The sequence below is a fragment of the Actinacidiphila sp. bgisy160 genome (assembly GCF_057707815.1).
The window spans coordinates 62,944-75,707 of sequence record NZ_JBYIQW010000016.1; the positions used below are offsets into that span (position 1 = coordinate 62,944).

General features: G+C 74.2%; 11 protein-coding genes and 1 pseudogene. 3 read left to right on the plus strand and 9 right to left on the minus strand.

The genetic code is table 11. From position 1 onward, the window contains the following. Positions 1-36 precede the first annotated feature (36 nt). Together AC3EUJ_RS15785 and AC3EUJ_RS15790 are read right to left on the minus strand one after the other, a co-directional pair. Positions 37-882, minus strand: coding sequence for a tyrosine-protein phosphatase (locus AC3EUJ_RS15785; protein WP_431961848.1), 846 nt, complete (start codon positions 880-882; stop codon positions 37-39). A gap of 70 nt (positions 883-952) precedes the next feature. Next, on the minus strand, positions 953-1,951 hold the full coding sequence (locus AC3EUJ_RS15790; RefSeq protein WP_431961849.1) for a polysaccharide deacetylase family protein: 999 nt from the start codon (positions 1,949-1,951) through the stop codon (positions 953-955). Between the two features lie 141 nt (positions 1,952-2,092). On the opposite strand from AC3EUJ_RS15790, the pseudogene AC3EUJ_RS15795 reads away from it, so the two are divergent. Then, positions 2,093-2,369 (plus strand): annotated as a pseudogene (locus AC3EUJ_RS15795) (glycoside hydrolase family 75 protein); the annotation flags it as partial. A gap of 152 nt (positions 2,370-2,521) precedes the next feature. Then, on the plus strand, positions 2,522-3,922 hold the full coding sequence (gene lpdA / locus AC3EUJ_RS15800; RefSeq protein WP_431961850.1) for a dihydrolipoyl dehydrogenase: 1,401 nt from the start codon (positions 2,522-2,524) through the stop codon (positions 3,920-3,922). A gap of 43 nt (positions 3,923-3,965) precedes the next feature. On the opposite strand, the gene AC3EUJ_RS15805 is transcribed toward lpdA, so the two are convergent. From AC3EUJ_RS15805 to AC3EUJ_RS15835, 7 genes are all read right to left on the minus strand, one after another. Then, complete coding sequence (locus AC3EUJ_RS15805; RefSeq protein ID WP_431961851.1) at positions 3,966-4,595, minus strand: SRPBCC family protein; 630 nt, start codon at positions 4,593-4,595, stop codon at positions 3,966-3,968. Positions 4,596-4,613: 18 nt separating this feature from the next. After that, positions 4,614-5,726, minus strand: a complete 1,113-nt coding sequence (locus AC3EUJ_RS15810) for an XdhC family protein (protein WP_431961852.1) — start codon at positions 5,724-5,726, stop codon at positions 4,614-4,616. Beyond that, positions 5,719-6,864, minus strand: a complete 1,146-nt coding sequence (locus tag AC3EUJ_RS15815) for a vWA domain-containing protein (protein ID WP_431961853.1) — start codon at positions 6,862-6,864, stop codon at positions 5,719-5,721. The genes AC3EUJ_RS15810 and AC3EUJ_RS15815 overlap by 8 nt, the downstream gene beginning before the upstream one ends. Continuing rightward, complete coding sequence (locus AC3EUJ_RS15820) at positions 6,861-7,754, minus strand: AAA family ATPase (RefSeq protein WP_431961854.1); 894 nt, start codon at positions 7,752-7,754, stop codon at positions 6,861-6,863. Before AC3EUJ_RS15820 ends, AC3EUJ_RS15815 begins: the two co-directional genes overlap by 4 nt. Before the next feature lie 217 nt (positions 7,755-7,971). Continuing rightward, a complete protein-coding gene (locus AC3EUJ_RS15825; protein ID WP_431961855.1) occupies positions 7,972-8,829 on the minus strand; it encodes an FAD binding domain-containing protein in 858 nt (285 codons plus the stop codon). Further along, positions 8,826-11,219 (minus strand): xanthine dehydrogenase family protein molybdopterin-binding subunit, encoded by a 2,394-nt coding sequence (locus AC3EUJ_RS15830; RefSeq protein WP_431961856.1) that lies wholly within the window; start codon positions 11,217-11,219, stop codon positions 8,826-8,828. Before AC3EUJ_RS15830 ends, AC3EUJ_RS15825 begins: the two co-directional genes overlap by 4 nt. Next, the gene (locus tag AC3EUJ_RS15835) at positions 11,216-11,758 is read right to left on the minus strand and encodes a (2Fe-2S)-binding protein (protein ID WP_431961857.1); all 543 of its coding nucleotides are present in this window, start codon (positions 11,756-11,758) and stop codon (positions 11,216-11,218) included. Before AC3EUJ_RS15835 ends, AC3EUJ_RS15830 begins: the two co-directional genes overlap by 4 nt. A 279-nt stretch (positions 11,759-12,037) precedes the next feature. On the opposite strand from AC3EUJ_RS15835, the gene AC3EUJ_RS15840 reads away from it, so the two are divergent. Next, positions 12,038-12,760, plus strand: coding sequence for a hypothetical protein (locus AC3EUJ_RS15840; RefSeq protein WP_431961858.1), 723 nt, complete (start codon positions 12,038-12,040; stop codon positions 12,758-12,760). Positions 12,761-12,764 lie beyond the last annotated feature (4 nt).

Below are 12,764 nucleotides of genomic sequence, written 5' to 3' on the forward strand. Positions count from 1 at the left end.
TCCGGGGCCCCGGCGCAGCCCGTGTGCGGGGAAACGTCACGGGGTGTGAGAAGAACGCGTGACGCTCCCTCCGTCTCCCACGAACTCGATCAGCCCCTCGCGCAGGCGCGCCACAGCGGGGTCGGGCAGGCGCAGCCCGTGCCGGGCGTACGCCGTCATATCGCCCCAGCCCTCCGCGACCGCGCCGAGCGCGGCGTCGAGGTAGCGCTCCCGCACCTCCAGGACCGCGGCGGCGATGCCGGGATCCCCGCCCGACTTCATGAATCGCCGCAGGTGGGTGCTGTAGGCGGCCTGCACGGCGGCGTTCACCGCCAGGAACTCGCCGCGTACCACGGCCGGGTCCGCGCCCAGCAGCGTCAGCAGCAGCGTGCTCGCCCAGCCCGTACGGTCCTTGCCCGCCGTGCAGTGGAACAGCACCGGCCGGGCCGCCGGGTCGGCGGCGGTCTCCAGCAGCGCGCGGTACGCGGAGCAGGCTGTCGGGGAGGTCACCATACGGCGGTACGCCTCCGCCATCAGGTCCTCGGCACGTCCGCCGCCGAGCTCCCGGCCGGCCCGTGCCGGGTCGCGGAGCAGCGTCCTCAGCCGGGCCGGGGCCATGTGCGGGTCGTCGCCGAAGACGTCGGCGACGAAGAGCCGGGCGCCGGCGGGCAGCACGTCGGGGGCGGCGCCGCGCTCCCCGGCGGTGCGCAGGTCGACCACGGTCCTGATGCCCAGGTCCGCCACACGGGGATCGGTGGCCGGGTCGTAGCGGTCGAGCCGGCCGGAGCGCAGGACCGTCCCGGACCTGACCGCGTGCCCCGCTCCGGGACCGGCCAGCGGGATGCCGCCAAGGTCGCGCAGGTTGATCACGGTCCCTGCGTGGATGGCGGTGCCGGTTGCCATGTGCTCATGGTGCGACGCGCCCGTGGGCGGCGCGACGCGGCACGTCGCGCGTTCCGGTCCGGGTCCCGGATCAGCGCTGGGGGAAGGTGTAGGTGTAGCCGGCCGTGTCGAGCCGGTCGAGCAGGGTCTCCAGCGCCCGCACGGTCTGGCTGCGGTCGCCGCCGCCGTCGTGCATGAGCACGATGGCGCCCGGCTTCAGCTCGGAGTTCACGGTCGCGAGGATGGCGTCCACGCCGGGGCGGCGCCAGTCGTCGGAGTCGACGGTCCAGCCGAGCGGGCGCAGTCCGTGGCCGGCGGCGATGGCGCGGATCGAGGGGGAGAAGTCGCCGCCGGGGGCCCGGTAGTACCACAGTGATGTGTCGCCGGAGCCGGCGGCGCGGGAGATCTCGCTCTGTGCGTCGAGTATCTCGTGGCGGTTGTACTCCTCCGACTTGCGGCTCTGCGCCTCGTCGTGGTGGACGGAGTGGTCGCACAACCGGTGGCCCGCGGCGGTGATCCGCCGCACCAGGTCGGGGTGGGCCCGGGCGTTGGGGCCTATCTCGCAGAACGTGGCCTTGGCGTGGTGCCGGGCGAGCACGTCGAGGACCTTCGGGGTCCACACCGGGTCCGGGCCGTCGTCGAAGGTGAGGGCCACCGACCTGCCCGGGGCCTCCACGCCGTGCTGGATCGAGCGCGCGGTCACGACCGTGCCACGGGCGGGTGCCTGGACCGCGGTGCCGTGGGCCGCCGTGCCGCGGGGCGAGGCCGTGCGGTGCCCGGGGGCCGGCCGCCGGCCGGTACCCGGGGCGGCGTCGTGGCGCGCGGTGCCCGCCGGGGTGCGGGCCGCGCCCGGTGTGCCGGACGGCGCGGTGGGGGCGGAGGAAGGCGCGGAGGGCGCGGAGGGGGCGGTGGGGGCGGAGGAAAGCGCGGAGGGCGAGGCCGGCGCGGCGGCCCGGACGGAGGGCGCGGACGCGGTGGCACCGGCGCTCCGCATCATGTGCTCCGTGCCGCAGGCGGCGAGAGCGGCTCCGGCGAGCGTCACCGCCGCGACTGCTCCGAGGGCTCGGGTCGCCCGGGTCGTCAGTGCCACGGTGGTACCTCCTGGGTCCGGCCGGCGCATGCCGGGCATGCGGATCAGCCCCCACCGTAGGGGGCGCGCGGCGGCGCGCCCTCGGTCTTTCGGTCATGTCCGGGTCCTTTGCCGGCGGGACCTTCGTCCCGGGACCACCGCGGCGCCGGCATCAAGGGCGGCGGTGTCGTCGTCGTGTACGGCGGCCGCGTCGAGTCGGCCGTCGTCGATGACACCGGCCCCACCGCGATGCACCGGCGCGACCTCCTACGCCACCGCGCAGGCCCTCGGCATCGACCCGGACCCGGAGGCCGGCGGGGCGGAGTCCGGCGTGACGTACATCCCCTTCAAGAACTCCTCCGTCTCGCCGATCGAGAGCCGCGCCACGGCGGTCTCCGCCGGCGACACGCTCGCCCGTCAGTTCCCGGCGAACAACTGACCCGCCGTCGACCCGGAGTACGCCGGGCGGCCGATGTGACGCGGCAGACGCCTCCTCCGTGTTGCGCGGCCGCCCCCGGCGCGTGATCGTGGGCCACGGGACACTCCGGCCCGCTCGAGCTTCCGCACCGTGGTCCACACAGGGGTCGCCGCATGAGCACACACTTTGACGTCGTCGTCCTGGGCGCGGGGCCCGGGGGGTATGTCGCCGCCATCAGGGCCGCCCAGCTGGGCCTGCGGACGGCGATCGTCGAGGAGCGCTACTGGGGCGGGGTGTGCCTCAACGTCGGGTGCATCCCCTCCAAGGCCCTGCTGCGCAACGCCGAACTGGCGCACATCTTCACCAAGGAGGCCAAGACCTTCGGCATCCGGGTGAACGGCGAGGTCAGCTTCGACTACCGCGAGGCCTTCGCGCGCAGCCGCAAGGTCGCCGACGGCCGGGTCAAGGGCGTCCATTTCCTGATGAAGAAGAACGACATCACGAAGCTCGAGGGCCACGGCACCTTCACCGACGACCACACCCTCCACGTCGCGCTGGGCTCCGGCGGCAGCGAGACCGTCACCTTCGACCACTGCGTCATCGCCACCGGCGCCACCACCAGGCTGCTCCCCGGCACCTCGCTCAGCGAGCGGGTCGTGACGTACGAGGAGCAGATCATGACGGACACGCTCCCGGGGAGCATGCTCATCGCGGGCGCCGGGGCGATCGGTGTGGAGTTCGCGTACGTCCTGCACAACTACGGGGTGAAGGTGACCCTCGTGGAGTTCCTGGACCGGATCGTGCCGCTGGAGGACGAGGAGGTCTCGGCCGAACTCTCGCGCCAGTACCGCAAGCTGGGCATCGACGTGCTCACCTCGACCCGGGTGGAGGCGATCAACGACGCCGGCGACGCGGTGAAGGTCATGGTGACCACCGGCGGCCAGCGGCAGACGCTCCAGGCCGACAAGGTGCTCCAGGCCATCGGCTTCCAGCCGCGGATCTCCGGCTACGGCCTGGAGCAGACCGGGGTCCGGCTCACCGAGCGCGGTGCCATCGACATCGACGAGTTCTGCCGCACCAGCGTCCCGCACATCTTCGCCATCGGCGACGTCACCGCGAAGCTGATGCTCGCGCATGCCGCCGAGGCCATGGGCGTGGTCGCCGCCGAGACCATCGCGGACGCCGAGACCATGTCGCTGGACTACGTGATGATCCCGCGCGTCACCTTCTGCCAGCCGCAGATCGCCAGCTTCGGGTGGACGGAGGCGCAGGCCCGCGAGCGCGGCTTCGACGTGCGCGTGGCCAAGTTCCCCTTCACCGCCAACGGCAAGGCGCACGGCCTCGGCGACGCGAGCGGTTTCGTGAAGCTCATCAGCGACGCGAAGTACGGCGAGCTCCTGGGCGGGCACCTGATCGGCCCCGAGGTCACCGAGCTGCTGCCGGAGCTGACGCTCGCCCAGAAGTGGGACCTCACGGCCGCCGAAGTGGCCCGCAACGTGCACGGCCACCCGACCTTGAGCGAGGCCGTCCAGGAGGCCGTCCACGGTCTCGCCGGCCACATGATCAACTTTTGAGCCCGCTGGTGGTCCGGCTGTCCCGCCGACCCACCTCGTAGCGTCAGCGGCGTCGTCGCAGGACGACGACGACCGCCGCGGCGACGGCCGCGGCCAGCAGCCCCGCCACCGCGGCGCGTTTGGCGACCGGGGCGCCGGCGACCCTGAGCAGGTCGAGCGGTTCGTCAGCGTGCTCCGGTGGCACGGGGGGCGCTTCCCCGGCGGTGTCCTCGCTCCCGGCCGCGGGCTGCGGGGCGGCCAGGCGGCTTGCGAGGCAGTCGGCGAACTGGCCGATGATGCGGTCGCCCACCTCGGCCATCACGCCGCGCCCGAACTGCGCGGGACGGCCGGTCACCGCCAGGTCGGTGGTCACCGAGACGACGGTCGCGCCGTCCTTCTCCGTCAGCGTGCCGGTCACCGTCGCCCGCGCCGTGCCCTGGCCGCGGACCTCCTTGCCGCGGGCGGCCAGCACGACGCGGTGCGCGGTCCCGTCCCGTTCCTCGAAGACGGCCGTGCCGCGGTAGGTCACCGTCACCGGGCCGACCTTGACCTTCACCGTGCCCTTCACGGTCTCGCCGTCGTACTCCTCCACCGTCGCGCCCGGCATGCACGGCGCGACGCGCTCGATGTCCAGCAGCGCCCGCCAGGCGTCCGCCACCGGGACGGGGACCCCGAACTCGTGGTGCAGTTCCATGATCTCCTCCTCTCCTCGTCACACCGGCCTGAGCACCGGAGGGTGGATCGCGCCGGCCGTGCCCGACAGCGGGGTGCCGCTGCCGCCCCAGCGCAGCGCGATGATCTCGGCGGCGATCGACACGGCGACCTCCTCGGGAGTGCGCGCACCCAGGTCCAGCCCGATCGGCGAGCGCAGCCGGGCCAGTTCGGCCGGGCGGAGCGTCGTGTCGCGCAGCCGTTTGAGACGGTCGTCGTGGGTCCGCCGGCTGCCCATGACACCGATGTACGCGGCAGGGCGGCGCAGGGCGACCTCCAGCAGCGGAACGTCGAACTTGGGGTCGTGGGTGAGGACGCACACCACCGTGCGGTCGTCGGTCTGCGTGCCGCCCAGGTAGCGGTGCGGCCAGTCGACGACGACCTCCGCGCCCTCGGGGAAGCGCTTCGGGGTCGCGAACACCGGACGCGCGTCGCAGACGGTCACCCGGTAACCGAGGAACAGCCCGATGCGCGCCACCGCCGCCGCGAAGTCGATCGCGCCGAACACCAGCATCCGCGGCGGCGGGGCGAAGGACTGCAGGAACACCGTCACGTCGTCCTCGCGCCGCTCGCCGTGCCGGCCGTAGTGGCGTTGTCCGGTCCCGCCCCGGGCCAGCTCACCGCGGGCGTCGTCGGTGACCGCCGCGTCCAGGCCCTCCGAGCCGAGGGTGCCCGCGACCCGGTCCGGCCACACCGTGAGCGTGGCGCCGCGCGGCGCGGGACCGTCCAGCACCGTCACGGTGACCACGGGTCGGTGCGCGGCGACGGAGGCCGCCACCTCGGCGAAGCCCGCGTCCGTGGCCGGGGACACCGGACGGACCAGCAAGGTGATCTCACCGCCGCAGGTCAGGCCGACCTCGAAGGCGTCGGCGTCGCTGTAGCCGAAGGTGTGCAGCTGGGCCTCGCCCGACTCGACGACCTCCTTGGCCAGTTCGAAGACCGCGCCCTCCACACAGCCCCCGGAGACGCTGCCGACGACCTCGTCGTCCGGCCCCACCGCCATCGCCGCGCCCGGCCCGCGCGGCGCGCTGCGGCTCACCGCCACCACCGTGGCCAGCCCGAAAGGGGTGCCCGAGGCGTACCAGTCGTTCAGCGCAGGAAGGATCTCACGCACCGTCGGCTCCTCTCACCACGGCGGCCAGACGTTCCAGCGCGCCCAGACTGTGCCCTTCCACGAAGGCGTCGACGCTCGGCAGGGCCGCCGCCATCCCCGCCGCCAGCGGGGCGTACCCCGGTCCGGCCTTGCGGGGGTTGGCCCACACCACGCGGTGCGCCAGCCGTGCCAGCCGCCGCATCTGCGCGGCCAGCAGGGCGGGGTCACCGCGCTCCCAGCCGTCCGACAGCAGCACGACCACCGCGCCGCGCGCCGTCCCCCGTGCCCCCCAGCGGTCCAGGAACGCCCGCAGTGTCTCGCCGAGCCGGGTCCCGCCGCTCCAGTCGGGCACCGCCGCCCCGACCGCGGCCATCGCCGCGTCCGGATCCCGGCGCGCCATCTCACGGGTGACCCGGGTCAGCCGGGTGCCGAGGGTGAAGACCTCGGTGGGCGTGCGGCCGCGCGAACCGTGCGCGGCGGCGTGCGCGAACCGCAGCAGCGCGTCCGCGTACGGTGCCATCGACCCGCTGACGTCCAGCAGCAGCACCACCCGGCGCGGCTTGCGGGCCGGGGCCCGCCGCAGGAGCACGGCCGGCTCACCGCCCCGGCGCAGCAACTCCCGTACGGTACGCCGTGGATCCACGTCACCCCGGCGCGCCGGACGGCGCCGGGAGCTACGGCGCGGCTCACCGTCCAGGGCGAACACCGCCAGCAGCTGGTTCAGTTGGGCCCGATCGGCCGCCGTCATGGCGGCCACGTCACGATGCCGCAGCACCTCCGTCGCGCTGGCGAGCGCGGTCACGCCGGGCCCCTTTCCCCCCTCCTCGTCCGTAACCCGCTCCGCGGGCACGGCCCGCGGTACGGCAGGCGGGCGCACCGGGCGGACCGCGGGGTGTACCCGGCGGGGTGGCGGCCGCTCGCCGTCGAAGAAGGCCGCGAAGACCCGGTCGTAGCGTTCCAGGTCGTCCGGGCCGCCGCAGAGCGTGAGCCGGCCCGCCCAGTACACGTCGCGGCGCCGCGCCGGGTCGAGTCGGCCGAGCGCGGCCAGGAAGGCGGCCACCCGGTCGGGGCCGGCCGGCACCCCGGCGGCCCGCAGGGCGCGGGCGAAGCCCACCACTGCCGCCGTGCCGTCCGCGGTGACCGTGCGCACCGTGCTCACCGCGACCCGCCCGCCCGCGCGGCGAGGATCTCCGACAGGTCGAGCGAGCGCGCCCGCTCCGCGTCCTCGCGGTACTTCAGCACCGAGCCGAGGGTGGTCATCGCCAGGTCCGCGTCGAGTTCCGTGGCCCCCAGCGCGGCCAGCGCCTCCGCCCAGTCGATGGTCTCGGCCACCCCCGGCGGCCGCACCAGGTCCTGCTCCCGCAGGCACTGCACCACGGCCGTGACCTGCGCCGCCAGCCGCGCCGCCACGTGCGGCTGCCTGCGCCGCACGATCGCCAGCTCCCGCTCGAAGCCGGGGTGCTCGAACCAGTGGTAGAGGCAGCGCCGCTTCAGGGCGTCGTGCACCTCACGCGTCCGGTTGGACGTCAGTACCACCACGGGCGGCGACTGCGCCCGCAGGGTGCCCAGTTCGGGGACGGTGACGGAGTACTCCGACAGCAGTTCCAGCAGGAACGCCTCGAACTCGTCGTCCGCGCGGTCGATCTCGTCGACCAGCAGCACCGACGGGCTGGTCTCCAGCGCCCGCAGCAGCGGCCGTGCCAGCAGGAACCGCCGGCTGTACAGCTCGCCCTCCAATGTGTCGGGGTCGCTGACGCCCGCCGCCTCGGCCGCCCGCAGGTGCAGCAACTGCCGCGGAAAGTCCCAGTCGTACAGCGCCTGCGACGCGTCGATGCCCTCGTAGCACTGCAGACGGATCAGCGGCGCGCCGAGCGCCTCGGCGAGCGCGTGCGCCAGCGCGGTCTTGCCGACACCCGCGTCGCCCTCGCAGAAGATCGGGCGGTGCAGCGTCAGCGCCAGGTAGCAGGCGACGGCGAGGCCGTCGTCGACCAGATAGCCGGTCTCCTCCAGCCGGGCCCGCAGCTGCTCGGGGCCGGCGATCCCCGGCATGGACCCGTCCACCGCCCCGTCCACGGCGGCGGGCGACGCGGAAGCGGCAGGTGTGGGGCCGGTGGCCGGGGCCGACGGCGGGGCGCCGGGGCCGTGGGGTCCCACCGCCCCGGCACGCGCCGTCGTCAGGGGAAGCGGCCCGCAGGAGGGGCCCGCCGGGGCGGTCCACCCCGGCGGATTCCCGTGCGCCGGCCAGGTCATGCGCTGCGTCCGCTCCTCATGTCAGGTCCGCCGCGGCGAGCACGGCCCTGCGGGTCAGCACCCTCGCCAGGTGCTCCCGGTACGCGGCGGACGCCGACAGGTCGGACGCCGGACGGGTGCCCTCCGCCGCGCTGTCGGCGGCCGAGGCCACCGCCTCCGGTGCCGCTTCGGCGCCCGCCAGGGCCGCCTCGCAGGCGGTGGCGCGCACCGGGGTGGGCCCCATGTTCGACAGTCCCACGCGGGACTCGACGATCCGGCCGTCGTCGCGCCGGACCAGCGCGGCTACCCCCACCACGGCCCAGGCCTGGGCGCTGAGCTGGAACTTCTCGTAGCGGAAACCCCAGGCGTCCGCCTTGGGCACCCGCACCTCCACCAGCAGTTCGTCCGGCCGCAGTGCCGTCTGCAGGTAGTCGGTGAAGAACTCCCGCGCCGGGACGGTCCGCCGCCCGTCCGGCCCCTGGAGGACCAGTTCGGCGTCCAGGGCCAGGACGGCCGCGGGCACGTCCCCGGCCGGGTCGGCATGGGCGAGGGCGCCGCCGATCGTGCCGCGGTGACGCACCGCCGGATCGGCCACCGTGGCCGTGGCGGCGGCCAGAAGCCCGGCGTGCCGCCGCACCAGCGGGTCGTGCACGACATCGTGGTGCGAGGTGAGGGCGCCGATGACGAGGTGGTCCCCGTCGACCCGTACCCCGCGCAGGGCGGGGATGCGGCCGATGTCCACGACGAGTTCGGGGAAGGCGAGCCGCAGCCGCAGGATCGGCAGCAGGCTCTGGCCGCCGGCGAGCACCTTCGCCTCGTCCCCGGCGAGCGCGAGTTGCCCCACCGCCTCCTCCACGGTGCGGGGCCTGGCGTAGTCGAACGACGCGGGAATCATGAGCTGCCCTCCTCCGGACGGGCGGACCGCGCGTCCCCCAGGGCCCGCCAGATCCGCTCCGGCGTGCACGGCATCGGCACGTCCGTGACGCCCAGCGGCCGCAGGGCGTCGACCACGGCGTTGACCACCGCGGGGGTCGAGGCGATCGTCCCGGCCTCGCCGACACCCTTCACACCCAGCGGGTTGGTCGTCGCCGGCGTCTCGGTACGGTCGGTGAGGAAGTCGGGCAGGTCGGCCGCGCAGGGCACGAGGTAGTCGGCCATGGTGCCGGAGACCAGGTTTCCCTCCGTGTCGTACACGGCCTCCTCGAACAGGGCCTGGGCGATGCCCTGGGCGAGACCGCCGTGCACCTGGCCCTCCACGATCATCGGATTGACGACCTTGCCGACGTCGTCCACGCACACGTAACTGCGGATCCGCACCCGCCCGGTCTCGGTGTCCACCTCCACCGCGCACAGGTGCGTGCCGTGCGGGTAGGAGAAGGCCTCCGGGTCCTCCACGTGCTCGGCGTTGATCGTCGGTTCCAGCCCGTCGGGCAGGTCGTGCGAGGTGAACGTCGCGAACGCCACCTCCTGGATGGTCCTGCGCGCGTCCGGGGAACCCTTGACCGAGAAGACGCCGTCCGCGAAGTCCAGGTCGTCCATGCTCGCCTCCAGCAGGTGGGCGGCGACCTTCCGGGCCTTGTTCACCACCTTCCGCGCGGCGCGGTGCACGGCCACCCCGCCGACGACCAGCGAGCGCGAGCCGTAGGTGTCCATGCCCTGCGGGACCGTGCGCGTGTCGCCGTGCAGCACCTCGACGTCCTCGAAGGGCACGCCCAGCACGTCCGCCGCGATCTGGCTCCAGCTCGTCACATGGCCCTGCCCGTGCGGGCTGGTGCCGGTCAGCACCTCCACCTTGCCGGTGGGCAGCATGCGGATGGACGCCGCCTCCCAGCCGCCCGCGCCGTAGCGCAGGTCGCGCAGGATCCGGCTGGGCGCGAGCCCGCACATCTCCGTGTACGTCGACACGCCGATGCCGAGCCGCACCCGGTCGCCGTGCTCCTCGCGCTTGCGCTGTTCGGACCGCAGGTCGTCGTAGCCGAAGAGGGCGAGCGCCTTGTCGGTCGCCGCCTCGTAGTTCCCGCTGTCGTAGGTCAGCCCGCCGATGGTGGTGTAGGGGAACTCCTGGTGACCGATCCAGTTGCGGCGGCGGACCTCCACCGGGTCCATGCCGAGTTCCGCGGCGAGCTCGTCCATCATGCGCTCGATCGCGAACGTCGCCTCGGGGCGGCCCGCGCCGCGGTAAGCGTCGGTGGGGGTCTTGGTGGTGAAGACGCCCGTACAGGTGAAGTCGTAGGCGTCCATCTTGTAGATGCCGGGGAACATGAACGCCCCGAGCAGCGGGACACCCGGCGTCACGATCATCAGGTACGCGCCCATGTCGGCGAGCAGGTCCACCTTCAGGCCGAGCAGCCTGCCCTCGCGCGTCGCGGCGAGCTCGAGGTCCTGGATCTGGTCGCGGCCGTGGTGGGTGGCCAGGTAGCCCTCCGACCGGGACTCCGTCCACTTCACGGGACGGCCCAGCTTCCGGGCGACGGCCAGGCCGATCGCCTCCTCGCCGTACACCTGGAGCTTGGAACCGAAGCCGCCGCCGACGTCCGGCGCGACCACCCGCAGCCGGTGCTCGGGGATGCCGGTGACCACGGCCATCATCACGCGCACGATGTGCGGGATCTGCGTCGCGGAGTACAGGGTGTACTGGTCCGAGGCGCCCGGCGGGACCGCCACGACGGCCCGCGGTTCCATGGCGTTGGGAATGAGCCGCTGCTGCACGAAGCGCCGGCGCACCACCACGTCGGCCCGCTCGCGCACCGTCGCGTAGTCCTCGCCGGTGGCCAGCGGCCAGGTGTAGCAGCGGTTGGTGCCCTTGTCGGCGTGGACCAGCGGGGCGCCCTCGGCGAGTGCCGCCTCCATGTCGAGCACCGGGGGCAGCGGCTCGTAGTCGACGTCGATCGCCTCCAGTGCGTCGGCGGCCGCGTAGCGGTCCCTGGCGACGACGACCGCGACCGGGTCGCCGGTGTGCCGGACCTCGTCGACGGCGAGCGGCGGGTGCTCGGGCAGCACGATGTCCTCGGTGACGGGCCAGGCGCACGGCAGCGAGCCGAGCCCCTCGGCCAGGTCGCGGCCGCTGTACGCGGCGACGACGCCCGGCCGTTCCAGGGCCGGCGTGACGTCGATCCGCTCGATGCGGGCGTGTGCCATCGGGCTGCGCAGGATCGCCATGTGCAGCAGGCCCGGGACGGTGATGTTGTCGGTCCAGTTGGTCCGGCCGGTCACCAGCCGGGCGTCCTCCTTGCGGACCCGGGCGCGGCCGACCTCGGGCTCGCGTCCGGTGAGCTGGTCGGTCATACCGGCGCCCCGCTTCCGGCCGTGCTCGGTTGGGCGTGCTCCGCCACGGCGCCGGGCTCGGGGGCCTGTTGCCGTCGTTCCTCGGCGGCGGCCGCGAGCACGGCGCGCACGATGTTCATGTAGCCCGTACAACGGCAGAGATTGCCCTCCAGACCCTCGCGGACCTCCTCGGGCGTGGGGTCGGGGTTGTCCCGCAGCAGGTCGCGCGCGGCCATGATCATGCCGGGGGTGCAGAAACCGCACTGCAGGGCGTGCTGCTCGTGGAAGGCCCGCTGCAGCGGGTGCCACTCGCCGTCGGCTGAGGCCAGCCCCTGGATCGTCGTCACCTCGCCGCCGTCGGCCTGCACGGCCAGCACGGAGCAGCTCTTCACGCTCTTCCCGTCGAGGTCCACCGTGCAGGCACCGCAGTTCGTGGTGTCGCACCCGACGGGGGTACCGGTCAGACCGAGCCGGTCCCGCAGGTAATGGACGAGTAGGAGGCGGGGCTCCACCTCGTCCTCGTAGGCCGTGCCGTCCACCTTCACCGAGATGCGGGTCATATGCCCTCCCAGAGGCGCCGCGTGGCGAATCCCCCGTTCTGCTCTGATACGCGCAACTGTAAGTCGCGCCCGGGGACAACGCGACGCCTCGGACGCGAGTTTCACGGGCCTCTTGCGCTCGGAAATCCGAGAGTGAGAGGCGTTCGCAGCCCGGACCGCCAAGCTGCCCGGCCGGGGAGAACGCGGCCCCGGCGGCATCCCGCCCAGGACGCGGTCACCTGGGAAGGGAACCTGCGCCCCCGCCCCCGCCGGAGAGAGGTACGGGTTAGATTCGGAGGCGTGCTGCGCATCGTGGACGGCAGGAACGGCGAGCCCGTGGAGCTGGAGCCGGGGCGGCGCGTGCCGCTGCGCGTGCTGGCCCACATCGGCGCCGCGGGCGCGACGACCGCGCTGAGGGTGCTGCTGCTGGCGGACGTACTGGCGCGCACGGCCGAGACCTACGGCGGGCAGGTGCTGGTCGCCTCGGTGGGCCCGGCCGACCCCGCCCTGGACGCGGCCGCGGCCGCGCTGGGTATCAGGCCCGCCGCGGCACGTGGAGACAGCGCGCGCGAGGCCGAGGAGGCACTGGCCGGCCCGGCCCGGGCGCACGTCGCCCCGGCGGGCACCGAGACCGGCGGCCCCCGCCTGGACGTGGGACCGGTTCACCCGGACGAGGTGACCGCGGGCCCCGCCGTACGGCTGGCGCTGCTCCGGCTGGACCGCCGGGCCCCGGCGGAACTGACCCCGCGGGTCCTCGATGCGGCGGACACCGGCCTCCGGCAGTGGCGCGGCGCTGTGGCCCGCTGGGCCGAGTCGCCGTCCAAGCCGATGTGCGCCGAGTACGTCGAGCACCTCCAGGCGGCCCTGACCGCGGACCTCGACACCGCCTCCTACCTCACCACCCTCGATCGCCTGGCGGCGGAGACCGCCCTGCCGGACGGCTCCCGCTTCGAGACGTTCGCCCAGGCGGACCGTGTGCTGGCGCTGGAGCTGACGAGTGAGGTCGGCGGGATGCGGTCGTGAGTGC

Coding starts and splice junctions, on each gene's coding strand:
- AC3EUJ_RS15820 (WP_431961854.1), bottom strand. CDS start 7,754: ATGCCGGGGATCGCCGGCCCCGAGCAGCTGCGGGCCCGGCTGGAGGAG.
- AC3EUJ_RS15835 (WP_431961857.1), bottom strand. CDS start 11,758: ATGACCCGCATCTCGGTGAAGGTGGACGGCACGGCCTACGAGGACGAG.
- AC3EUJ_RS15830 (WP_431961856.1), bottom strand. CDS start 11,219: ATGACCGACCAGCTCACCGGACGCGAGCCCGAGGTCGGCCGCGCCCGG.
- lpdA (WP_431961850.1), top strand. CDS start 2,522: ATGAGCACACACTTTGACGTCGTCGTCCTGGGCGCGGGGCCCGGGGGG.
- AC3EUJ_RS15825 (WP_431961855.1), bottom strand. CDS start 8,829: ATGATTCCCGCGTCGTTCGACTACGCCAGGCCCCGCACCGTGGAGGAG.
- AC3EUJ_RS15785 (WP_431961848.1), bottom strand. CDS start 882: ATGGCAACCGGCACCGCCATCCACGCAGGGACCGTGATCAACCTGCGC.
- AC3EUJ_RS15805 (WP_431961851.1), bottom strand. CDS start 4,595: ATGGAACTGCACCACGAGTTCGGGGTCCCCGTCCCGGTGGCGGACGCC.